This is a genomic window from Paenibacillus sp. BIHB 4019, from assembly GCF_002741035.1.
Taxonomy (GTDB): domain Bacteria; phylum Bacillota; class Bacilli; order Paenibacillales; family Paenibacillaceae; genus Pristimantibacillus.
This window is the reverse complement of record NZ_CP016808.1, coordinates 5,166,065-5,188,748: the sequence shown is the minus strand read 5'-3', so window position 1 is coordinate 5,188,748 and position 22,684 is coordinate 5,166,065. Positions and strand designations below refer to the sequence as shown.

General features: G+C 49.0%; 19 protein-coding genes. 6 read left to right on the top strand and 13 right to left on the bottom strand.

Features of this window, described 5'->3' with window-relative positions; translation table 11 throughout:
- The first annotated feature begins 30 nt into the window (after positions 1 to 30).
- The 6 genes from proC to BBD42_RS22655 all read left to right on the top strand — a co-directional run bounded on the left by proC (position 31) and on the right by BBD42_RS22655 (position 5,099).
- Entirely contained in the window at positions 31 to 909 is an 879-nt protein-coding gene (proC, locus tag BBD42_RS22680) for a pyrroline-5-carboxylate reductase (RefSeq protein ID WP_099519981.1), read from the top strand.
- A complete protein-coding gene (locus BBD42_RS22675) occupies positions 909 to 2,129 on the top strand; it encodes a 2,3-diketo-5-methylthiopentyl-1-phosphate enolase (protein WP_099519980.1) in 1,221 nt (406 codons plus the stop codon). The genes proC and BBD42_RS22675 overlap by 1 nt, the downstream gene beginning before the upstream one ends.
- Entirely contained in the window at positions 2,126 to 2,800 is a 675-nt protein-coding gene (locus tag BBD42_RS22670) for a 2-hydroxy-3-keto-5-methylthiopentenyl-1-phosphate phosphatase (RefSeq protein ID WP_099519979.1), read from the top strand. The genes BBD42_RS22675 and BBD42_RS22670 overlap by 4 nt, the downstream gene beginning before the upstream one ends.
- Positions 2,797 to 3,447, top strand: coding sequence for a methylthioribulose 1-phosphate dehydratase (mtnB, locus tag BBD42_RS22665; RefSeq protein ID WP_099519978.1), 651 nt, complete (start codon positions 2,797 to 2,799; stop codon positions 3,445 to 3,447). The genes BBD42_RS22670 and mtnB overlap by 4 nt, the downstream gene beginning before the upstream one ends.
- 197 nt (positions 3,448 to 3,644) lie before the next feature.
- Complete coding sequence (locus tag BBD42_RS22660) at positions 3,645 to 4,685, top strand: MerR family transcriptional regulator (RefSeq protein ID WP_172455589.1); 1,041 nt, start codon at positions 3,645 to 3,647, stop codon at positions 4,683 to 4,685.
- A gap of 102 nt (positions 4,686 to 4,787) precedes the next feature.
- Positions 4,788 to 5,099 (top strand): MarR family winged helix-turn-helix transcriptional regulator, encoded by a 312-nt coding sequence (locus tag BBD42_RS22655; protein WP_099521756.1) that lies wholly within the window; start codon positions 4,788 to 4,790, stop codon positions 5,097 to 5,099.
- A 185-nt stretch (positions 5,100 to 5,284) separates the two neighbouring features.
- On the opposite strand, the gene argC is transcribed toward BBD42_RS22655, so the two are convergent.
- The 13 genes from argC to BBD42_RS22585 all read right to left on the bottom strand — a co-directional run bounded on the left by argC (position 5,285) and on the right by BBD42_RS22585 (position 22,622).
- Positions 5,285 to 6,238 (bottom strand): N-acetyl-gamma-glutamyl-phosphate reductase, encoded by a 954-nt coding sequence (gene argC / locus BBD42_RS22650; RefSeq protein WP_099519976.1) that lies wholly within the window; start codon positions 6,236 to 6,238, stop codon positions 5,285 to 5,287.
- Positions 6,239 to 6,350: 112 nt separating this feature from the next.
- Complete coding sequence (gene helD, locus BBD42_RS22645) at positions 6,351 to 8,768, bottom strand: RNA polymerase recycling motor HelD (RefSeq protein ID WP_099519975.1); 2,418 nt, start codon at positions 8,766 to 8,768, stop codon at positions 6,351 to 6,353.
- Positions 8,769 to 10,267: 1,499 nt separating this feature from the next.
- The gene (locus BBD42_RS22635; RefSeq protein WP_099519973.1) at positions 10,268 to 11,143 is read right to left on the bottom strand and encodes a sugar phosphate isomerase/epimerase family protein; all 876 of its coding nucleotides are present in this window, start codon (positions 11,141 to 11,143) and stop codon (positions 10,268 to 10,270) included.
- 241 nt (positions 11,144 to 11,384) lie between these two features.
- The gene (locus BBD42_RS22630) at positions 11,385 to 12,074 is read right to left on the bottom strand and encodes a DnaD domain protein (protein WP_081418557.1); all 690 of its coding nucleotides are present in this window, start codon (positions 12,072 to 12,074) and stop codon (positions 11,385 to 11,387) included.
- Positions 12,075 to 12,107: 33 nt separating this feature from the next.
- A complete protein-coding gene (locus BBD42_RS22625; protein WP_099519972.1) occupies positions 12,108 to 13,331 on the bottom strand; it encodes an acetate/propionate family kinase in 1,224 nt (407 codons plus the stop codon).
- A complete protein-coding gene (locus BBD42_RS22620; protein ID WP_099519971.1) occupies positions 13,331 to 14,203 on the bottom strand; it encodes a 3-hydroxyacyl-CoA dehydrogenase family protein in 873 nt (290 codons plus the stop codon). The genes BBD42_RS22625 and BBD42_RS22620 overlap by 1 nt, the downstream gene beginning before the upstream one ends.
- Positions 14,204 to 14,361: 158 nt before the next feature.
- On the bottom strand, positions 14,362 to 15,858 hold the full coding sequence (locus BBD42_RS22615) for an AAA family ATPase (RefSeq protein ID WP_099519970.1): 1,497 nt from the start codon (positions 15,856 to 15,858) through the stop codon (positions 14,362 to 14,364).
- A complete protein-coding gene (locus BBD42_RS22610) occupies positions 15,851 to 16,393 on the bottom strand; it encodes a hypothetical protein (RefSeq protein ID WP_099519969.1) in 543 nt (180 codons plus the stop codon). Before BBD42_RS22610 ends, BBD42_RS22615 begins: the two co-directional genes overlap by 8 nt.
- A gap of 146 nt (positions 16,394 to 16,539) precedes the next feature.
- Entirely contained in the window at positions 16,540 to 17,067 is a 528-nt protein-coding gene (locus BBD42_RS22605) for a hypothetical protein (protein ID WP_099519968.1), read from the bottom strand.
- Positions 17,067 to 18,368, bottom strand: a complete 1,302-nt coding sequence (locus BBD42_RS22600; RefSeq protein WP_481855986.1) for an amidohydrolase — start codon at positions 18,366 to 18,368, stop codon at positions 17,067 to 17,069. Before BBD42_RS22600 ends, BBD42_RS22605 begins: the two co-directional genes overlap by 1 nt.
- Positions 18,349 to 19,005 (bottom strand): redox-sensing transcriptional repressor Rex, encoded by a 657-nt coding sequence (locus BBD42_RS22595; protein ID WP_046232083.1) that lies wholly within the window; start codon positions 19,003 to 19,005, stop codon positions 18,349 to 18,351. Before BBD42_RS22595 ends, BBD42_RS22600 begins: the two co-directional genes overlap by 20 nt.
- Positions 19,002 to 21,866 carry an ATP-dependent DNA helicase DinG gene (gene dinG, locus BBD42_RS22590; RefSeq protein ID WP_099519966.1) on the bottom strand — a complete coding sequence of 955 codons (2,865 nt, stop codon included), beginning with the start codon at positions 21,864 to 21,866 and terminating at the stop codon, positions 19,002 to 19,004. The genes BBD42_RS22595 and dinG overlap by 4 nt, the downstream gene beginning before the upstream one ends.
- Positions 21,867 to 21,884: 18 nt before the next feature.
- Positions 21,885 to 22,622: a tetratricopeptide repeat protein gene (locus BBD42_RS22585; protein ID WP_099519965.1), complete on the bottom strand. Its 738-nt coding sequence runs from the start codon at positions 22,620 to 22,622 to the stop codon at positions 21,885 to 21,887.
- Positions 22,623 to 22,684 lie beyond the last annotated feature (62 nt).

Below are 22,684 nucleotides of genomic sequence, written 5' to 3'. Positions count from 1 at the left end.
TTATAATTTCAAATACTGGAGGAAACCGTTATGCCAATAGATACAGACACCAAAACGATTGATCGCATTCAATCGCTGCAAATCGCTTTCTACGGCGCAGGCTCCATGGCGGAAGCCATCGCCCGCGGCATGATTAATCAGAAGCTGACGCAGCCGGGACGCATTGCAATGCTCAACCGGCAAAATGCCGATCGTTTGAACGAGCTTAACAGCCTATATGGCATTCAAACGATTTTGCAAGGCTCCTCGAACGAAGCTTTTCTGAAGGAAGCCGATATTATTTTTCTCGCTATGAAGCCAAAAGATGCGGCCGAAGCTATTGCAGGCATTAAGCCTTTTATTTCGGAGCATCAGCTTATTATTTCGGTCATTGCCGGACTATCGATTTCGTCGATCGAGCTGCTTCTTGGCCGCAAGCTGCCTATCGTACGCACGATGCCGAATACGTCCTGCACGATCGGGCTCGGTGCTACAGGCATCAGTTATTCCGAAGCGGTGACGAAGGAGCAGCAGCAGCTGGCGGAAGCTATTTTCCAATCCGTCGGCATCACCTCCGTCGTTGAGGAGAACTATCAAGACGCCATTACAGGCGTATCAGGCAGCGGTCCGGCTTATGTGTATTATTTTATGGAATCGATGATTGATGCAGCGAAGGCAATGGGCCTTAGCGAAACGGCTGCCAAGGCGCTTGTTACGCAGACTGTGCTTGGAGCTGCGGAAATGGTCCGTGCAACTGGCGAGGAGCCTGCCGAATTGCGCCGCAAAGTGACGTCCCCGAATGGGACGACGCAAGCAGCGCTTGAGCTGATGAGCAAGCAGGGTTTGGCTGAGACAATTGCCAGCGGCATGAAGCGTTCCGCCGAACGCGCAGCCGAAATCGGAGCCGATATTGAAAGGAGCTTGAAATAATGAGTGAATTTTGCATTGCTACCTACCGCAGCTTTGACGATAAAGCGGATTTTGATAAAAAGGCGTTATCCATTGCCGTCGGCCTGACGGTTGGAAGCTGGACTGATTTGCCGGAAGCGCGCAAATCCGAAATGGAGAAGCATCTCGGCAAAGTATTGTCCGTTGAGGTGCATGAAGGTGGAGAAGGCAATCGCTACGCTGATATTCGCATCGCCTATCCAGATATCAATTTCAGCCGCGATATCCCTGCCCTGCTCGTTACGATTTTCGGCAAGCTGTCGATGGACGGACGCATTAAACTGATTGATATTGAAGTTTCACAGTCGTTCGGCTCTGCTTTTCCGGGTCCGAAGTTTGGCTTGCAGGGCGTTCGCGGCCTGCTCGGCGTACAGGAGCGTCCGCTGCTGATGAGCATCTTCAAATCTGTTGTCGGCCATGATCTGGCGAACTTGCAGGAGCAGTTTTATAAGCAGGCGCTTGGCGGCGTTGATCTGATTAAAGACGATGAAATTCTGTTTGAAAATCCGCTGACCCCGCTGGAAAAACGCGTTGAGGCTTGTATGGAAGCTGCCGAGCGCGCCCAGCAGGAAACGGGCCAAAAGCTGCTGTATGCCGTCAATTTGACAGGCCCTACTTCGCAGCTTGCTTCGCAGGCGCGCAAAGCGATTGCTGCTGGAGCTAACGCCCTGCTCTTTAATGTGCTGGCTTACGGCTACGATGTGCTGCATGAGCTGAGCAAAGATCCGTCGATCAGCGTACCGATAGCTGCCCATCCGGCTATGGCAGGCGCGATGTATCCTTCGCCGCACTATGGCATTGGCGCTTCCGTGCTTCTGGGCAAGCTTATGCGCCTTGCGGGAGCTGATCTCGTGCTGTTCCCTTCTCCTTACGGCTCGGTCGTCATGCCGAAGGAAGAAAATCTCGCCGTCAAGGAAGCGCTGCTTGCCCCATCCAGCGAGCTGCTCACCAGCTTCCCTGTTCCATCCGCTGGCATTCATCCGGGTCTCGTGCCGCTTATTTTGCGCGACTTCGGCACCGATGTAGTCGTCAACGCTGGCGGAGGCATTCATGGCCATCCGATGGGCACCGCTGCTGGCGGACAAGCCTTCCGCCTCGCGATTGATGCAGCGATGAATGGCATTCATCTGCGCGATGCTGCCGCAGCTCCTGGCGGCGAAGCGCTGCAAGCGGCTATTGACGCTTGGGGGATTAAAGAATGACAGCAGCAAAAAAACGCATCGTGTTCTGCGATTTCGACGGAACGATTACGGTAAACGATAATATTATTGCGATTATCCGCCATTTTAACCCGCCGGGCTGGGAGCCGATTGTGGAGCAGACGATTTCACAGCAAATATCCATTCGTGAAGGGGTAGGCAAGCTGTTCCGCCTCCTCCCTTCTTCTATGCAAAAAGAAGTTGTCCATTTCGGCATTACGAATGCGCTCATTCGCGAAGGGTTTGGCGAGTTCCTCTCCTACTGCCGGAAAAATGATATTGAATTTTACGTGACAAGCGGCGGCATTGACTTTTTCGTCTATCCGGTGCTTGAGCCATTCGATATTCCACAGGATCATATTTATTGCAATGGCCACGATTTTAGCGGTGCTAATATTGAAATTACATGGCCGCATCCCTGCGACGGACAATGCAGCAATGAATGCGGCATGTGCAAAACGACGATTATGCGCGGCTTCCCCGCTGAGCAATATGAACGTATTGTCATTGGCGACAGCGTGACGGACTTTGAAGGCGCAAAGCTGGCGGATACTGTATTTTCCCGCTCGCACCTGACGACGAAATGCCAGGAGCTTGGCCTGCCTCATTCCGAATATGAGACGTTCCATGATATTATTCGCGTGCTTGACAAGGGAAAGGATGAATCGAAATGACATTTGAGCAAATTACAACCGAGCAGAAGCAGAAGGCGCTCGCTGATCTGCGTGAAGTAAAGGAGCTGTTCGCCTCGCGCGGCTGGTTCCCTGGCACAAGCGGCAATCTGTCCGTGCGCGTAGGGGATTTCGACCCCGAGCAGTTCCATTTTGCCATTACGGCAAGCGGCAAGGATAAGACGGTTCATACACCGGAAGACTACCTATTCGTTGATAAAGAAGGCAAAGCAGTCGAAGCGACTAAGCTGAAGCCTTCGGCGGAAACGCTGATCCACTGCGAAATTTACCGCCAGACGGGCGCAGGTGCTATTTTTCATGTGCATACCGTCTTTAACAGCGTCATCTCGGAATGGTTCTGGGATCGCAAATCCGTGCCGGTTGACGGCGTAGAATTAATTAAGGCGTTCAATATTTGGGACGAGGAAGCGCATATCGACATTCCGATTGTGTCCAACTTCGCCAACATTCCGCAAATCGTTCCTGAAGTGACGGAGCGCCTGCAGCCCGAAATTCCCGGCATTTTGCTGCGCAAGCACGGCATTTATGCTTGGGGAGCGACCCCGTTTGAAGCGAAGCGCCATTTGGAGGCGTTTGAGTTCATTTTTGAATACGTGTATCGCTGGGAGCTGTTGAACGGCCGCAAATAAAGCGCTGTTACAACGGTAGGCTATATTAAGGATCATACTAATATTTACGACTAAGAGCTGTCTCGATGCACACCCGTGCGGAGGCGGCTTTTTTTCAAGGGGTTACCGGGTTACCAGCTGTAAAAGGAATGAGCAATTAACAAAAGCTTGACCTTTACGTTAGGGAAAGGTTCATGCTTAGTAAAGGAGGGATGACGGTGAAAGTTTTTGAAGCTGCACGGCTGCTGGATACAACTCCGCGTACGCTGCGATTTTATGAGGAAAAAGGTCTTGTTACGCCCACGAAAGCGCGCGAAAACGGCTATCGCCTGTATGGCGAGGAAGATATAGAGCGGCTGCGATGGATTATTGCGCTCCGCGAGCTTGGCATGCCGCTGGCTGCCATTGGCGAGGTGCTGCAAACGGCACGCCAGCCTGATGATTTTCTGCGATTAGCCGATCGTGCGCGGGCTCTCCTCTATGAGGAATGGGTCGCAGCGGGGCAAAAGCTGCAGGCGCTTGATGGTACGATAGCCAAATGGCGGGACCAAGCAAGGCCCGAGCTTGGCGCTGCTGAGGATGCAGCGGAAAAGATGAAGCATTCCCGCTCCCAGCGAAGCAGTTGGAATGATCGCTGGGATTATGATCGTCTAGCGCTGGAGCATGGCGAGGCTGCCCCAATGGCTGTATTGGCAAAGGTGCTGACTCCCTCCAGCTATGAACAAGCGTTAATGAAGATGCTGGAATGGATTGATCCGGTTGCAGGCGAGTACGGCGCCGAGCTTGGAGCGGGAACTGGCAATCTGTCTGTCAAGCTCGCAGAAGCGGGTGTACGCTTAACAGCTATTGAGCAATCGGCGCAAATGCTGAGCATTTTGCGCCGGCGTTTGCCGCATGTGGATGCGAAGCTCGGCAACCTGCTCACCCTGCCGCTGCCGGATCGAGTATGCGCCTTCATCGCTTGCAGCTTTGCAATGCATCATTTGAATGATTCCCAGCAGCTGCTCGCTTTGGCTGAGATGGATCGTATTTTGCTGCCTGGAGGACGAATGGCCATTATCGATATTAGCAAGGATAGCGAAGCAGAAGCAGGCTCAACAAAATTTGCCGCTGCCAAGCAGCCAACTGCTGCGGCTATTGAGCCTTTCCGCTTGCATGAGCTACAAAGCTGGCTTCAGTCGCGCCGCTACTCCATCTTCGTTGAGCGTTTGGAGAGCGCTGCGGTCATGCTTTTTGCGGTAAAATCGGAACAGTCCTAATATACGGCTTTGGCCCGTTATTTATATCCCTTCCTTTTGCTTCAGCAATTGCTGAGTCTCTTTCCACAGCCTAGACTGCATTGCAAGCTCGCCGCTTTTTTAATGGTACGGTGGCTTCTTTCCTATGGGGCAACTAGCGCCACTGCATTAGCTGAAGCAACAGCTATGGACCGCAGCACCGTCAGCCGTCAGGTCAACCAGCTAAAGGGGCTCCACTACGTACAAAGTGAAACGGCTCCTGAAGATCGCCGCGGCGTGCGCTTATGTTTAACTGAGCTAGGACGGGAACGAACCTTAGAAGCTCTGAAGGAAAAAGAATCCGCCTTCTATGCCAGCATTTCTCAGTGGGATGATGCCACGCTTACGCATTTCACCGAAATGCTCCAAAATTGCAATAGCTACAATTGGAAATAGCACTTGTACAATTATAATAAACGATTAGACCTGCCCGACTATAAGAAAAATCGGTTGCCATGGACGAAAAAATAGGCCAACCAGTAATCTCTGGTTGACCTATTCAAACAACAAAACAGCTGGACCACCGCATTTTTATTGAAATAACATTATTCGACAGCAAAAAAAATTTTGCCTAAACGAAATTAGTTCACCAAGCTATTCCCTTCATCCAATCCAAGCATGAGATTCATATTTTGCACTGCAGCCCCTGATGCACCTTTTCCTAAATTATCGTACCTTGAAATCATATTCACCTTGCCCTTTTGTCCAAAAACAAAAATTTCCAATCGGTTCGTGTTATTGCACTCCGAAATCATGAAGTGACCTTCATCAAGGCTTGCTTCTGAATCGTACGGCATGACATGTACAAAACGCTCCGATGCAAAATACGCGGACAATGCTTCATGTACCTCTTTTGCAGAAGCGTTTTTGGACAAAATCCTGCTAATTAAGGGGACTGACATCGCGAGTCCTTGTGCATAATTAGCTTTGATGGGCGTGAATAATGGTTCAGATAAAAGTCCTGAATACATCAACATCTCAGGGATATGCTTATGATTATGCTGCAGCGCATAATGCCTTGGAACATGGAGCTTTCTTTCAGCTGCTAATACTGAATTCTCATATTCCTCTATTCCGCTTTTGCCAGCTCCGGAGTAGCCAGTCAAGGAATAACACGTTACAGGGTAATCTTCTGGAAGAATGCCTGCTTCAATTAACGGTCTAATCGTAAGAATAAAGCCAGTTGCATGACAGCCTGGAACGGAGACTCTCGATGCGGATTGTATGAGTTCTCTTTGATTTTTCAACTCAGGCAGACCATAGACCCAGCTTTTATCCGTTCTAAAAGCAGTGCTGGTATTAATGATTCTTGTTTTGTTATTTTTCATAAGCTCAATTGACTCTTTGGCTGCCGAATCGGGCAGACAAAGAAATACGATATCTGCACTATTAAGGAATTTGCTTCGTTCTTCAGGATTTTTCCTTTTGTCGGTGTCAATTCTGAGAACTTCAATGTCCGGCACCTTAGACAGATACTCAAAAATCTTCAAGCCTGTCGTGCCTTCTTGTCCGTCAACAAATACCTTATATGTCATAAAGCTCTCCCTTACTATGCATATTTATTATTTATAATGAATAATTATACACAGTTCTATTGCTTTAAGCAATTCACATTTGCCAGGTTTATAACACGTCTGCCCCGATCCATCAATTTGCTGCTACCTCATACAAATTCGCAGGCAATGACTGCATGAACGGCGACCAATTGCCCGTCGTATAAAGGTGAAGCCGATGCATGGCCCGCGTACAAGCCGTATAAAGAAGCTTGCGTTCGTTTTCCTGTCCGTATGCTTCGGGCGAAGCATCATAGATCAAAACTGCATCGAACTCGACACCCTTGGCCAGATACACGGGAATGACCATCACTCCTTTTTCAAAGCCCAGCGTCTCCTTCGTAATGAGCTGCAGTGCTGCGTCTCCAAATATCCGCAACGAGTCATGAGCCTCCCGGCTTTCGGCTGCGGTCTTCGTAATGACGGCGATGGAATCGAAGCCCTCGGCCCTGAGCGCCGCGATGTCTGCCATTATTTGCGAATCACGCTTCTCACCGCTAGCCATTCTCGTCAGAAGGGGCTTGTGGCCTCGCCTTTCAAAAGGAGCAATTTCTTCCCCGCCTGGAAGCATCAATCTCGTAAATTCAACTATTTCCCTAGTTGAACGATAACTGCGTACAAGGCAGACAAGGCTTGTTTCGGCTTCGCCATAAAGGCGGACCAGCGGCGAGTCGGATGCGGACAAACTTGTAGCCTGCATAAAGATCGCTTGCCCAAAATCACCGAGCACCGTCATTCGAGCACGTGGAAACAGCTTTTTTAAATATTCATATTGAAACGGCGAATAATCCTGACCCTCGTCTACGAACACATAACGGATTTCCTTGTTCGTCCGGACGCCTTCGATCAGTTCTTTTACATACAAATATGGAGTCGCATCCTCGTAGAATAGCTCATTGCGAAGCAGCGATTCCTGCGTTTGCCTGCATATTTCAGGCCACAGCGGCGGGACGACAGCCCCGTTCGTTATTTCTTGATAAGCGGCTTCGTCAACAAACAGTTGGCCATATATGCCTTTCATATCTACGAACGAGAGCTTCTTCACCATTTTCCTTAGCGGTTTAAAGCATTCTTTCACGATTTTTCGGCGGAGCAGCTCCTCCTCCCTTGTGGCGAAGTCAAAGTCGCCTTCATCTTCGCGGAGCTTGTTGCTTATTTTCTCGCGGACTACGGCATATTGTTCTGCAATGTCGAATACTTCCTTATCTTTGTGCAGCATTCCGAAAACTTCCGCGTACTGCTCGGCATCGAGATAATTCATCTCTTCCTCTACCCATGGCGCTTCCCGCTCCTTACGTTCCAGCAAAGCCAGTTCGTTCAGCAGCCATTCCTGTAAAAGTTCGATACGATTGAGCAACGGCTGAGAATGGTCATATTCGTAAAATTTCGCTTTTATTCGCTCTGCGGCAATCAGATCGCGTTCCCGAAACCGGATACCGTTGAATCGCATTCCTTTTTGTCCCAACCATATGCCATAGTCCTTCAGGGCTTGAAGGAAAACTTCGGAAGCTTTATATTCGATCCCCTGAAGTCGAGCTTCATACCCCGGCCCCCCTTGTGCGGTCAGTACATATTCAATTTGATCAAAGGCATCCTCCGGACGTAACGAAGAACCTAACCAATAGTCGAGATATTCTTGAAAGGTCGTCTGCTGTATGTTCTCTTCACCAAGCTCCGGTAGGACAGTGGAGATATAACTGGTAAACATCGGATTCGGCGAAAAAAGAACGATTTGATCGGCCTTGATCGACTGGCGATGTTTGTACAGCAAATACGCCACTCGCTGCAATGCCGCTGATGTTTTGCCGCTGCCGGCCGCGCCCTGTACGATAAGCATCCGGCTTTTTTCATTGCGAATGATGATGTTTTGTTCCCTCTGTATGGTGGCCACGATACTCTTCATTTGCGAGTCCGCCCCTTTGCCGAGCACTTGCTGCAGCAATTCGTCTCCGATCGTTTCGCTCGCGTCAAACATGTTGCAGATTTGTCCGCTTTGAATCTGAAACTGTCGCTTGAGCTCCATCGTCCCTTCGATTTGTCCGGCTGGCGTGACATAAGACGCCAAGCCGGGGGGGTAGTCGTAGTAAAGGCTCGCGATGGGCGTACGCCAGTCATAAATCAGAAAGCTCAAACCGTCATCGTCAATGAAGGAAGATACGCCAATATAGATTTGCTCGCTGAAGCCTAGACCATCCTCCTGAAAGTCGAGGCGTCCGAAATAAGGAGAGGGATGCAGACGTTTCATGCTGTCCCATTGCTGCGCCAATAGCTTGCGGCCCCGCTCCCGTTCGGCCAATACTGCGGACTGCTGGTTAATCGTGTAGAAGGTTTCTTCGAAATCTTCTTGCGTGCTTGTGTTGATCGTAACCTCTTCCCAAAACCGCTTGCGGATGTCCGCAGCTTGATCGCGCAGCCCGGCAACCTCCGGCTCCAATTCAGCGATCCTCGTCTGCAGCTTGTTCCTGATCCATTCCAGTCTCTCCTGTTCTTGCCGCCAATCCTTCGTATCCATTCTCGTGAACACTCCTTTTTCCGTTTTTCCGGGATAAAAAAGAGCATTGACAAATCAAAGTTCCAGATGTACAATTAAAGTGGGAATAAAATTGGATACATCCTTTATATGCATTGTCAATGACGCTATCGATTATATCATGGCGTTGTTTTGCGTTCAATCTATTTTTTTGTTACCCCTCCGGCAGAGCAGAACACTGACCCAAATTGTAGACCGTTTAATCAAACCACCGCGAAATTAAGCGGCCATAAGAGGACCCTTGCATTTAGCAGGGGGCCTCTTTTTTTATTTCAAGACTGTACGAAATGATTCTGCTACTCCATGAATTGGCCTCCATTTCTTAGATTGAATAAAGCGAGGCACTGCATTAACTATTACTTGTAATGTTGCATACGATTATAGCTACTCTCATTCCAACGGTAATCCCTACTTTACAAGTGTTTCGAATTTTTCTTCTTGCTTAGGCGGTAGACACATATATACTAGCTACAATGAACGATGAATGGAATGTTAGTTTACGTCTATATTAAAAAAAACGATCACAACTCAATTTTGAGGTGTGATCGTTTTTTAATTTACCAATATCTGTTGACAATCATGTTGTGGGAGATTTGATTCGGTTTATCATTTTAATTAATAAAATGAGACAAAAGTAGGTTGCTAAGACACATAATATATATATATCTAATCTAAATGACGTTAAAGTAAAGAAATTTTTAAAAATGAGAATGTTGTAAGCAGGAGCCTCTAAACCATGATACGTAATAAAATTAAATGGAAATCCCAATTTAAATATTCGATACCCATCTTGATAAAGTTGGCTCCAAAAAATTGAAGAAAGCGGAAAAATACAGCTCCACAAAAATAGTTTGTTTTTGTTCAATTACTTTCCCCTCCTCATGATTTTACAAAATTATAACAGAAAAGGAATCTAAATGGAATGTGGTGGTCTAAATTTGGACGGAGCGTAATAAAATCCATCATTTCTTCAGCAGCTTGAGCCACCTAAGAGTGGATTTATTCAAGTCTTGAACAAGGTAGCGTTCACAAATCGGGGAAGGAGTCAGCCGCTTCGAGCTAAAGACCAGGATAACAGAGCAAGCTGGATATTGGGTCGACTGAATCACTTTCCGATGTACTCAATCATAAAGTCGCCATAAAAATGGATAAAGCTTAATGAATATAAATTAAATCATCTGTTGTCAAAAGAAAAAAGGTATTAAAATCGGAAAATAAAGTTGTAGATTGGAACTGCGGCGTAACCCAAGCTCATGCCTATATTCTAATACTTTATTTTCTGGTTCGATTCTCTTCGTTGACTCTATTAATAGCTCAATCTAAAACTGATTTTTCAAGGGCTGACGATTTTCTAAGACGAAAACCGCATCAGATCAAATACTTCAGTCTATGACTTTATTTTTTTCTCACAACTGGAGAGACAGGTTTGATGATGAAGAATAGTTGGTGGCCTGCGTGTCATCAGGCTTATTTGCATCTCGTTAGCGGTATCGTTTAATAAACTCGACAGCTTTGCGAATATCCTCCTCAGGCTGCGTACCAACCTCGCGCTCAATCGTCAAATAGCCCTGATACCCGATCGACTGAATCATCTTAAAATAAGCATCAAAATTTACGCGGCCCTCGCCAAGGGGCAGCTCTGAAAAGTCCGGGCCTTCGGTCACCATTTGCGCAATTTGCCCATGGTCCATTTTTTCATAGCCTAGCGCTCCATATACTTGCCGGGGGTCCACAACACGGTGGCGGACGCCATCCTTCACATGCGTATGCACAACATAATCCCTTAGGAGGTACAGCCCATTCACAGGATCATCTCCAGTAACCATGACCATATTCGCCGGATCAAAATTAACCGAGACGCCCCGCGAGCCTAGCGTATCCAGGAATGCCTTCAGATGCGCCGCTGTTTCCGGCCCCGTCTCAATCGCAAAATACGCCTGTTGGCTAGTTGCATAATTCGCCAGCTCCTCGCACGCCTGCTGCATGGACGCATACACTTCGCTATTCGGATCGTCCGGTACGATGCCAATATGGGTCGTGACAATGTTTGTCCCTAGCTCAACCGCTAAATCCAGAATGCGTTTGGATTTTTCGATTTTTAACGGATTGGCCCTTTTGTCCTGAAAACCATGTCCACCTAAATCGCCGCATAACGCCGATATTTCAAGCCCTAGCTGGGCAATTTCGTCCTTGAGCTGCTTGCGTTTGACTCCTGTCAGTACAGCAGGGTCCATTTCTCCATCCACAGCATATATTTGCACACCCTCCGCTCCAACGTCCTTTGCCCGTCGCAAGCCTTCGCTTACGCCGACGCCAAAGCTATCGACAATTACTCCAATTTTGTTTGTAAGCTGCATACATTGCTCATCTCCTATAATCATGTTATTCCTTAAATTCGCTTTTCACTAGCGTAGTTCCTACCTCTCGTACATACAGCAGCTGAAAACCTGATGGTTCATAATTAGCCAACAACTAATAAGCCTAAAAAAAACGACCGCCACCCTGTAAAGGATGACGGCCGTGGCTATTTTCAAACCGAAATACGTATTGATCTATGGATTCACTTCACTTGCATAAATAAACAGCCGCTCCCTGCGCTTATCCCCTGCCGCCGCGAAAACGCTGCGCATGGGCACGAGCTTCATCCTCGTTCGTTACACGATTGCGGCTCCACTCGATTAAGATGCGGTCAATGTAGCGGAAGCTTAGCTTCCCGGCAAATACCGCTTCCTTAAGGGCGAAGCGAATAAGCTCTTCCGCATATTTATCCTCGTCCATCCACCCGCTAATGGTCTCGCATTCAATGGGGGATAGCAGCCGGCCAAACTCCTGTTCAAAAATATTAAACAGATTCACCGGATTTGCAACGCGCTGCACCGGCTGGCGCTGCGCTTTCTCCGCTTTTTTCGACTCGCGTTTTTCCAGAGCTGCCCATTCCGCTGCCTTTAGCAGCCAGCCGCTCCAGTTATACTGCTCGGATTGGATGCCTGTTTGGGAGTCCAAGTGCTCATCTATCGCTAGGAAGCCTTCTTTCATAAGCTTCCCAAGCTGCTCTACAATGCTGCGCTCGCTTGCGCCCATACGCTCCGCCAGCTCGTCTGGCGTCGGGAAACCATTTTCCTCCGTTTCCCGAAATGCCTTGAGCTGCAGCAGCAGCAGCAGCTCGCTATCCGTCAGCCCAAGCTGCCGATAAGAACGTAGCAGCACGGCGTAAATATGCACTCCGCCCTCCTCCATTACAGCCGCCATACCGCGCGAGTAAGCTTTCCAGATGTCATCATTGCTCACTGCTTGCCCGCCTTTCCGTTAAACCTGCTTTCTTTAAACGCTTGTTTCTCCAGCAGCCTGTGCTTGTACCAGTGTATACGTATCGCGAGCGATCAAGAGCTCTTCATTCGTAGGAACAACCAGCACCTTCACGCGCGAAGCCTCTGTCGAAATAACCCGCGCTTCCTTGCTGCGCGTTGCATTTTTCTCTTCATCCAGCTCAATGCCAAGGAAAGTGATGCCGTCGCATACCGCTTTGCGAAGCGCCGAAGAGTTTTCGCCAACGCCTGCTGTAAACAGCAGGACGTCAATGCCGTTCATCGCAGCTGCGTAAGCACCAATATATTTGCGAACGCGATACGTGTACATATCAAAAGCTAGCTTCGCATTGCGGTCGCCTTCCTCCATCGCTTCCGTTACTTCGCGCATGTCGCTGCTGATGCCTGAAATCGCCAGCATGCCGCTATGCTTATTCAGCATGGAATTAACTTCGCTAAGCGTCAGCTCTTCTTTATTCATGACGAAAGGAACGATCGCCGGGTCAAGGTCGCCGCTGCGCGTACCCATCATTAAACCTTCAAGCGGGGTCATGCCCATGCTCGTATCAAACGATTTGCCATCCAAAATCGCCGTGCAGCTTGCGCCGTTGCCAATATGCGCTGTAACCATTTTAAGCGACTCCAGCGGCTTTCCAAGCAGCTCTGCGCCTTGTTGGCTCACATATTGGTGCGATGTGCCGTGGAAGCCGTAGCGGCGTACCTTGTGGCGACGGTAGAGTACCTGCGGGATCGGATATAGGTAAGAGGTATTCGGCATCGACTGGTGGAACGCTGTATCGAATACAACAGCCTGTGGAACGCCCGGCATATTCGCCTCAACCGCCGTAATCCCCATCATATGGGCTGGATTATGCAGCGGCGCAAGATCAAACAAGCGGCGAATTTCAAGCTTAACTTCCGGTGTAACAAGCGTAGAGCTGTTGAATACTTCCCCGCCATGCACAACGCGATGTCCAACCGCCTCAATTTCATCCATTGTCGCAACTGCGCCATGATCCGGATGAGTCAGCATGTCGATAACCTTTTTAACTGCCGTCACATGGTCCAAAATTTCGCTCACATCGCGCACTTCCGGCTTGTCTGCTGGTTCATGCGTTACGATAGAGGAATCCATGCCGATCCGTTCAACTCGGCCGCTTGCCAGCACCGATTCATCGCGCATGTCATAAAGCTGATATTTTAGAGAAGAGCTTCCTGCATTAATAACGAGTACTTTCATTAGATCCGATCCCCATCCTTGTCATATTTGAAAAAGCCAACGCCTGTTTTCGCACCCAGTTGGCCAGCACGCACCATTTTTTTCAAGACGATGGAAGGGCGGTATTTGAGCTCGCCATATTCGCGGAACATGCGGTCCAGTGCAGCAAGCACCGAATCGAGGCCGAAGCGGTCTGCCATCTCGAAAGGACCGTGCTGGAAGGAATAGCCGATACGCATCGCGCTATCGATGTCTTCCGCAGAAGCAACGCCTTCCTCCAATACGTGCAGAGCTTCGTTTATGAACAAGCAAATAAGGCGGGAGGTTACGAATCCGGGAGATTCAAATACCATGACGCCTTTTTTATGAATAATTTCTTCAACGAAATGTTTCGTGCTCGTAAAGGTATCCTCGCTCGTTTTAAGGCCACGAACAATTTCCACCAAATCGATTTTGAGTACCGGATAGATGAAATGAAGCCCAATCACCCGTTCCGGATGTGCAGATGCACTAGCCAGCTCCGTCAAGCTGAGCGTCGACGTATTGCTCGCCAAAATAACATCAGCGCCGCAAATGTCGTCTATTTGGCTAATGACAGCCTTCTTGCTTTCCAAGTCCTCGGTAACCGTCTCAATGACAAGCTCGCATTCGGCCAGTGCATTATAAGACAATGTCATATGAATACGATTCATAATCAGCTTCTTCTCCGCCTGTGTCAAAGCCCATTTCTCGATTTGTTTATCCAGGCTAAGTTCGATCATTTGCCTGCCATATGTCAATCGTTCTTCCGAAATCTCGATTAAATGAACGTCCAGCCCATTAGAGGCCAACATTTCAGCAATACCCTGGCCCATTGTTCCTGCGCCAACTACGCCAACTTTTTTGATAGACATGATTCTCTCCTTGTCGTTTCCCTACACCATGTAAATGAGAAACATTCTCTTTATAGTTATGTTCAATGTTTATTATAACGGTTTTCTGAAAAAAAAGAAGACAGACATGTCGTCTGCCTTCAAATTGTAATAAATTGAGGATTATTCATGCTGAATTATTATGCGCTATGTGACAACTTCTTAAGCAATTCACGAAATTCAATGCCGCTGAGCGTTTCTTCACGGATCAGGACATCAAGCGCGTCCAGAAAAACTTGACGCTTCGTCGCCAGCATCGCAGTCGTCTTGGCCATTAAATCGTCAAGGATAGAGCGATTGATCTTCGCCCAGGCATCAGGAGTCATCATTTCGGGATGAATTATGCCAAGCTCCGTTAAGCCTGATTCGACGAGCGTACGAACGATGTTCATCGCCTGATCAAAGTCGCCACGCGACCCCGTGCTGCGATTGCCGTAGAAGATTTCCTCAGCCGCCGCCCCGCCAAGCGCAATCATAATTTGCCCATTCAGAAAATCCCTCGTGTATAAATAACGATCCTGCTCGGGATTATGACGCACATAGCCTAGCGCCTGACCACGCGGGGACAAGGCAACCTGAGATACGCTGCCCGGACGCAGCAGCTCTGCTGAAATCGCATGGCCGAGCTCATGCAGCGCCACACGCTCGCGCTCCTCCTTCGTCGCCTCGCGATCCGTCTTCTCGCCCATCATGACCTTGTCAATCGCCATAGCCAGATGCTGCTCTTCAATGACCTCGCTTTGCTCCCGCATCGCATAAATGGCGCCTTCGTTCATGACGCTCTCAAGCTGTGCGCCGGAGAAGCCGAACGACTCAGCAGCTACTTTCTCCAGCTCCACCGTATCGGCAAGCGGCTTGTTGGCCGCATGGATATTCAATATTTGATAGCGTGCTTTTTTGTCCGGCAGTTCTACACCAATATGGCGGTCGAACCGTCCGGGCCTAAGCAGTGCGCTGTCGAGCATTTCTTTACGGTTCGTTGCCGCAATAATGAGCAGCCGCGGCGCCGTATCGGCATGGATGCCGTCCATTTCCGTAAGCAGCTGATTAAGCGTCTGATCATATTCCCGATGCTGTCCGCCATCGCGTTTGCCGCCGATCACTTCGATCTCATCGATAAAAATAACGGCGCTTTCCTTGCCCGCTTTCTTCGCTTTCGTCCGCGCTTCTTTGAATAAGTCACGAATCCGGCCTGCCCCGACGCCGACGTACATCTCCACAAATTCACTGCCCGAGGCAGCTAAATAAATCGAATCGGTATATTGCGCGGCTGCTTTCGCCATTAACGTCTTCCCGGTTCCCGGAGGTCCCGTCAGCAAAATCCCCTTCAACGGCCGAATGCCGAGCTTGCTCAGTTCCTCATGCCGAACTAGAAAATCGAGCGCCTCGATCAACTCCTGCTTGGCACGCTCCTGTCCGCCAATTTGCTCAAAGGAGAATGGCACGCTGTCCGATACCTTCCGCCGCTTCGTACCTGAAGCATGCGCAAGCTTTCCTCTGCCGGTTGCTAAATAAACGACAGCAGCAGCGATAATGACAAGCAGCACAAAAGGCATTAAATTCACATTCACAAATAAAAGAAAGGCAATCAATACCGGAATAAAACCAATTGCGATTTCGATGCCGTATTTACGCATAACTGGACACCTCCAGCTGTGCGGCTACACGCGGAAGCACGATATACTTCGTAGCCGTACCATCTTTCAGCGTAATATATACATTGGTGTCATCCATATCGGTTACAGCGTGAACACCTGAATGTTCATCCGCCAAAGCTTTCAGCGTCTCAGGAATAGTCGAATAGTTTTTGTGCTCCATCGCTTCAGCCACTTTGAATAGAGACGATGACCACAGCTGATCCAGCTTGGCGTTCGAGCTTGTATTCGCAATATCGAGCTGAATGTCGCGGCTTCCAATGACAGATTTGCTTTGCTCCGCTATCGTTTCATATACATGCTTTAAATCCGCTCCAGCTGAAAGCGTCAGCGGGAAAGTAATACGGTCCGTATCCATAATAGGTGTCTCGGATGAAGCAATGCCTTCTATTGAATCAACCGCCTTGGCAAGCGGAGCTGCGAATGCAACCTGATGATAAATAAGCCAGCCTCCAAATAAAACGAGGGCGGACGCAGCAGCTGTTATCAAAATCGGCATAATCTTGAGTTTGAACATCGTAAAAATCCCCCTCTCAAAATGACGGTGATATGCCAAACGCATATCCACTCCGATACACGAAAGTATATCACATCGCCTGTTGAATAAGGGGGTGTAATAATAGCCAGCAATTCCAACTGTTACAGCTAAGGCATCCATTACAGCTAGGACGCCTTGTCACCTACCAAACTATATTTCTTCAAAAATGCGCCATCGCGGAACGAATAATACGCATAATAATATTTCGTAATCGCTTCATCACGGCTATAAAAAATTTCCCACACCGGTTCGCCGTTCAGCAAACCCGGCTGTGTTCTTTTAATATCCGCATCCGGCTCGCTGCCCAGTAAAGCAGTATCTGCCTGCTCTTGTGTAATATGCTCAGTCGCTTTCACCGTGAGCACAGGACCTTCCGCTGTCGTCAGAAATACATAAACGTCTTGTTCATCAGCCGTATTCCCTTTTACAACCCAGGAAATGCCATCCCACACCTGCTTCGTCATCCCGGTAACTTCCGTCAACTGTGCGGCTTCAATCGCATGCGCTTTAATCGGCGCTTCCTCTGCCCATAAATCCTTATGCACGGCACGGTAATAAACAATCGTAACGGTCAGCAATGCGATAATAAAAATAACTGAAATAAAGACAGCCCGTTTTACCGTCCAAAACGGCTTTCTCGTTCTCGCCCGCATTATGCCTTCAACAGCCTCTCGAAGCTCGCCTGAGCATCGTGACGAATTTTCTCCTCATCGAGCAGCGTGCATTCGCCATCCCGTACAACCTGGCGGCCGTCCACCCAAACATGCTTAACGTCGCGGCCAGAGCCAGCGTATACCAAATGGGACACTATATCCGTCTGTGGATAAAAATGCGGCTGTTCAATATCGATTGCGATGAAGTCAGCCTTCATGCCAACGCGCAGGCGGCCAATGGAATCCTCCTGCCAAATGGAGCGAGCGCCGTATACCGTTCCCATACGCAAAGCTTCAATCGCTGGCACAACTGTAGGGTCGCCAGAAACACCTTTATGCAGCAAAGCCGCAAGATTGATTTCCTTGAACAGATCAAGATTGTTGTTGCTTGCCGCGCTGTCCGTGCCTAGCGATACAGTTACACCTGCGCGAAGCAAAGCAGGAACGCGGGCAATGCCGCTTGCCAGCTTGAGGTTGCTGACCGGGTTATGCGATACGGCTACTTTGCGTTCAGCCAGCAGCGCAATTTCCTCGTCATTCAAATGCACCGCATGAGCAACGAGCGCCGGACGCGAGAAGAAGCCTAAATTGTCGAGATGCTGAACGGGACGAACGCCATAATCGCGAACGTTTTGTTCTACTTCGGCAATCGATTCTGACATATGCGTATGCAGCGGCAAATCATAATCATGCGCGGCCTGTACAAATTTCTCAATATAATCTGGCGGGCATGTATAAGGCGCATGCGGCGAAATCATCGTCGTAATCCGGCCATCGGCCTTGCCGTTCCAATCGCGTGCGAAAGCAATCGCTTCCGCCAGCTTCGCTTGCTGTACATCCTCCGGGCAAAGGCCGATGACGCCGCGCGTCAGACAGCCGCGAATGCCGGACTGTTCAACAACTTCGGCTAGCTGGTCCATGCGGTCATACATATCCACGAAAGCCGTCGTACCGGATTTCAGCATTTCCACCACGGCAAGCGCGCTGCCTGCACGGGTATCGATGTCGATGTATTTGCCTTCCATCGGCCACATTTTTTGCTCCAGCCATACTTGCAGGTTTTGATCATCGGAATAGCCGCGCAGCAAAGTCATAGCCGCATGTCCATGCGTGTTTACTAGACCCGGCATAAAGGCAAGCTTGCTGCCATCCAGCTTTTGCACATCGGCTTGCAGCCCAGTTGGAGCTTCTGCTCCGATATATGTAATGCGATCATCGGTTACAACCATATGCCCTTGCAGCACATGCTCGCCGTCCTCCATCGTTACAAAACGTCCATTTTCAATCCAAATTTGGCTCATTTTCGTCATCCCTTTCCCTCTCCAAGTAATATGCCAGACTTAGCAGCTCTTTCGTAAAGTCAGCATGATGAATGCGAATTTCCTCTGGTACCTTCAATATCGCTGGGGCAAAATTAAGCAAGCCTTCAATGCCAGCGTCAATGAATTGATTAGCGACATTTTGCGCTTCAAATCCGGGAACGGTTATAATGCCGATCCGGATATTGTTTTCCTCCACCGTTTGTTTCAGCATATCCATCGGCATAACGGTCAAATTATTAATTTGCGAGCCGATTTTCGATGGATGCACATCAAACACCGCGATGATTTTCATATTGTCTTTGGAATATTTATTATAATTGCACAGCGCATGGCCTAAATTACCCGCACCGACAAGCGCGACATTTATCGTCTGGTCAAGCTTGAGAATTTGGCGAATCTTCTCAATTAAATAAGTCACATCATAGCCGATGCCCTTACGGCCAAAATCGCCGAAATACGCCAAGTCCTTGCGGATTTGCGCCGGATTCAAATCCAGCTTGACGCCAAGCTCCTGGGACGAAACGGTTTGCACCTCCCGGTTGTTCAGCTCGTTCAGCACTTGCAGGTAAATGGGGAGGCGTCTTACGACCGCCTCCGATATTTTCGTCTGCTTCACCCGTTCTCCTCCTCCCTCTCGGCACCAAGCCATTCTTTCATTCTCGGTACAATTTGCTCGATATGCATATGCTCAATTTTCGGGCCAGGCAAGGAATACAGAAAATGCTTGCCATAATACGTTTCTATCACTCGCGTATCATAAATAATGACAATCCCTTTATCCTTCGCCGTTCGCACGAGCCTGCCGAATCCCTGCTTGAAGCGAATAACCGCTTGCGGAATCGACAGCTTCATAAATGGATTTTGCTTTTGGCGCTGCAGCAATTCCGACTTCGCTTCCAGCAGCGGATGATTGGGCGGTTGGAATGGCAATCGGACGATGGCAAGGCAAGTCAAGGCTTCGCCTGGAATGTCAACGCCTTCCCAAAAGCTGCTTGTACCAAGCAAAACGGACTCTGGCTGCTGCAAAAAACGCCGCGTCAGCTTCGTACGATTGCCGCTGTCGATGCCTTGGCCCAGCACTTGAATGCTGGTGGCCGCGAGCGCCGCTTTAAGCGGGTCATATACCTGCTTGAGCATTCGGTAAGAGGTGAACAGCACCAGCATTCTGCCATTGGTCTGCTGCACCGCATCTGCCAAAGAAGAGACGAGCATTGAAATAAATGCGGGCTCGCCCGCCGAGCCTTTAAGAACAGGGAAATTGCGCGGTATAATGACGAGCGCCTGCTCCCGGTAATTAAACGGCGATGCCAGCTGTACGGTGCGCAATCTGCCCGCCTCTTCAAAGCCGCTAAGTCCAAGCTGCTCTTCGGCAAACTGGAATGACTTTTGCACCGAAAGGGTAGCTGACGTTAAAATAATGCTGTCCTTCACATCAAATAAATACTGCTGAAGCTGGCTGCTCACATCAATCGGCACCGCATAAAGATGCAGCGAGCGATGCTTGTAGGTCATGTTGGCTTCCAGCCAGAATACGTCCGTCGTCTGATCGACTTTCATAAAGCTGCGCAGATCATCCTTAACTCTCGTCAAATCGCGCAAAACGCCATTCAAGTCCGTTACAAGCGCCTGTACGGCCAGCTCATCGATGCGGTCTTTAATTTCCTCGGACATTTTCTCAGCTGTCTTCAGCACGCGTATGAGCTCCGTATGAATATTGGTCTCTTCGGCGAGCACTTCGGACCAGCCTTCAGGCAGGCTGTCGCCTCGCAGGCGATAAACGGATTGATTGTTTTCACCCGTCGCGTCAGGAGAAGCTTGCACAAAGCTGTACAGCATTTCAAAGAGCCTCTCCCAATGCTCCTTCACTTCCGTGAAGGTCGGGATAATGGTGTCAATCGTCTCAAGCCAGCCTTGAACCCGCTCATCGCTTTCCTGCTGAAGATGAATGCGCAACGAGGGCAGCAAGCCGGAACGACTATCCTTGAACATCCGGGTTATCGCATTCGTTATCGAATAATAGCCGAGCTGCATGCCTAAATGCTTGCTTGCTACTTCCTCCACATGATGTGCTTCATCGACAATCAAATGGCTGTAAGTCGGCAGCAGCCGATGATCCGCTTGAATGTCTGTAAACAGCATGGAGTGATTCGTAATGCACACATCGGCAATATTCGCTTCATGCTTCGCACGATGGTAGTAGCAGCGTTTAAACCAAGGACAAGCCCGGTTCAGGCAGGAATCTGCATCGCTGGCAACGGTGGACCAGAAATCAGTCCCCTTGTTGCTGAAATTCAGCTCTTCCTGATCGCCTGTTTCCGTCTCGCCCAGCCAAACGACCATTTGCGAGGCTGTAATCGCATCATCAACGGGGGACATCATATCCCTCGTATTTATTTTACTTTCAAATTTGCGCAGGCACAAATAATTCCCTCTGCCCTTGAAAATAGAAGCTCGGAACTCAATCGGCAAAATCTGTTTAAGCAGCGGCACATCGCGATGCCTTAGCTGCTCTTGCAAATTAATGGTATGCGTGCTGACGACTATCTTCTCATCTTGACGGATACCATAATAGAGCGCTGGAATCAGATAACCAAGAGACTTTCCTGTACCTGTACCCGCTTCAATGAGCAAATGGCGTTTGCTATCCAGCGAATCAAACACTTCATGAAACATCGTCGTCTGAGCTTCGCGTTCTTCATAATTCGGGAATTGCTCAATAAAACGCTGCTTGATTTCATCCAAATATTGCTCGAATGACATATCCTGCAAAGGCGAGGCTCCCTCTTCGCTTCGCGCGGGCTTTTCCTCTGTCCATTCTCTTGCTTTCAACGCAAACTGGTTGAAAAAATCATAATCCGGAACACCCATAACGATGTTCTGTTCCACCTGCTTCAGCGTCAGCGTAATAAACCAGCTTAAATCGCTGCCATTGTCTACAAGCGAAGATAACCGCTGCAAAGTCAGCAGCGGCAAGCTCCGTAGCTTTTGAACTGATTTGGCGAATATAACGGCGGTCGCCATCGCATCGCTATCAGCGCGATGATGATGATCATGCGTAATGCCGAACTGTTCAGACACAGCACCAAGCTGGTAAGACGTAATCGATGGAAAAAGAATGCGCAGCAGCTCAATCGTATCGAGCCTGCGCCCAGCAAACGTATGGTAGCCGCTGCGATCGAGCGCTTGGTTTAGAAAACCAGCGTCAAAATTGACATTATGCGCGACAAGCACCGCATCATCAAGCAGCGGAATCATATCCATCAGCACATCAGACAGCTCTGGCGCATCCGCCACCATTGCCTCGTCAATGCCCGTTAGCTGCGTAATAAACGGTGGTATTGCAATCGTTGGCTTTACAAACGAATTATACGTATGAATAACTTTAAGATCATCATCAAGGAGGACCAGCCCCACCTGCAAAATATCATCGGAGGCGCTGTGTCCGGTCGTTTCCAAATCAAGCACTGCATATTTCATAAAATAAATCCGATCCTCTCACAAGCAGCATAGCTCCGTGCTGCCGAACAATAATGACAACTGCTGCGGACGTTCCCGGCAGCTCTGCAAATTATTCAGCGGATCCTTAAAGCTTGGGTCCAGCTCATAGGCTTTAAGGAAAAATTGCTCTGCCTGCTCCAAGTTTAAATGAACCGCTTGAATGCACCCAAGGGCATTATAGCTTAAAGCGAGCCATTTCGGATAGTCCGTAAGTCCAATTAGCAGTTGAAAATGACGCTGCGCCTCACTCCAATTTTGCAGGTGCATATTCGTCATAGCCAAAAACAGCCTTGCTAAATTGCATTCCGGCAGGTGGTTTACAGCAAGCTGGAACTGCTTTGCAGCATGGGAAAACATAAATAATTGATAATAGCCCTGTCCTTTGGATATGAGCTCCGCTTGCTCCACAGACATGCCAGAAATAGGCTGCTGCGAGACGTTTGGCTTTTCTGCTTGCTGCGGAGGCAATGGCTGCACAGCCGCTGGCGCTTGTCCTACATACTCCGCTGCTGCTGTAAGCAGTGAAGCATTTGAAGGCTCGGCCTCTTCCTCTGTGAAAACGGCAAATTTTTCTTCAAAATCAATCCATTGCTCAATTAAAGAATCGCTGATCTGCTTCAAAGCGTAAAGCTGCTCGTCATAATATTGCTTCTGTTCCTCCGCCGCCAGAGGGTAGGAATCAATAATGTTGTCGAGCATTTCGTTCATCGTCGCAAACATATGCTGGAACATCATGCATCCCGCCTTCACCAAAGAATTGAGGAGTGATAACCTCATTCTTTGTTAAGCGGGTGCTT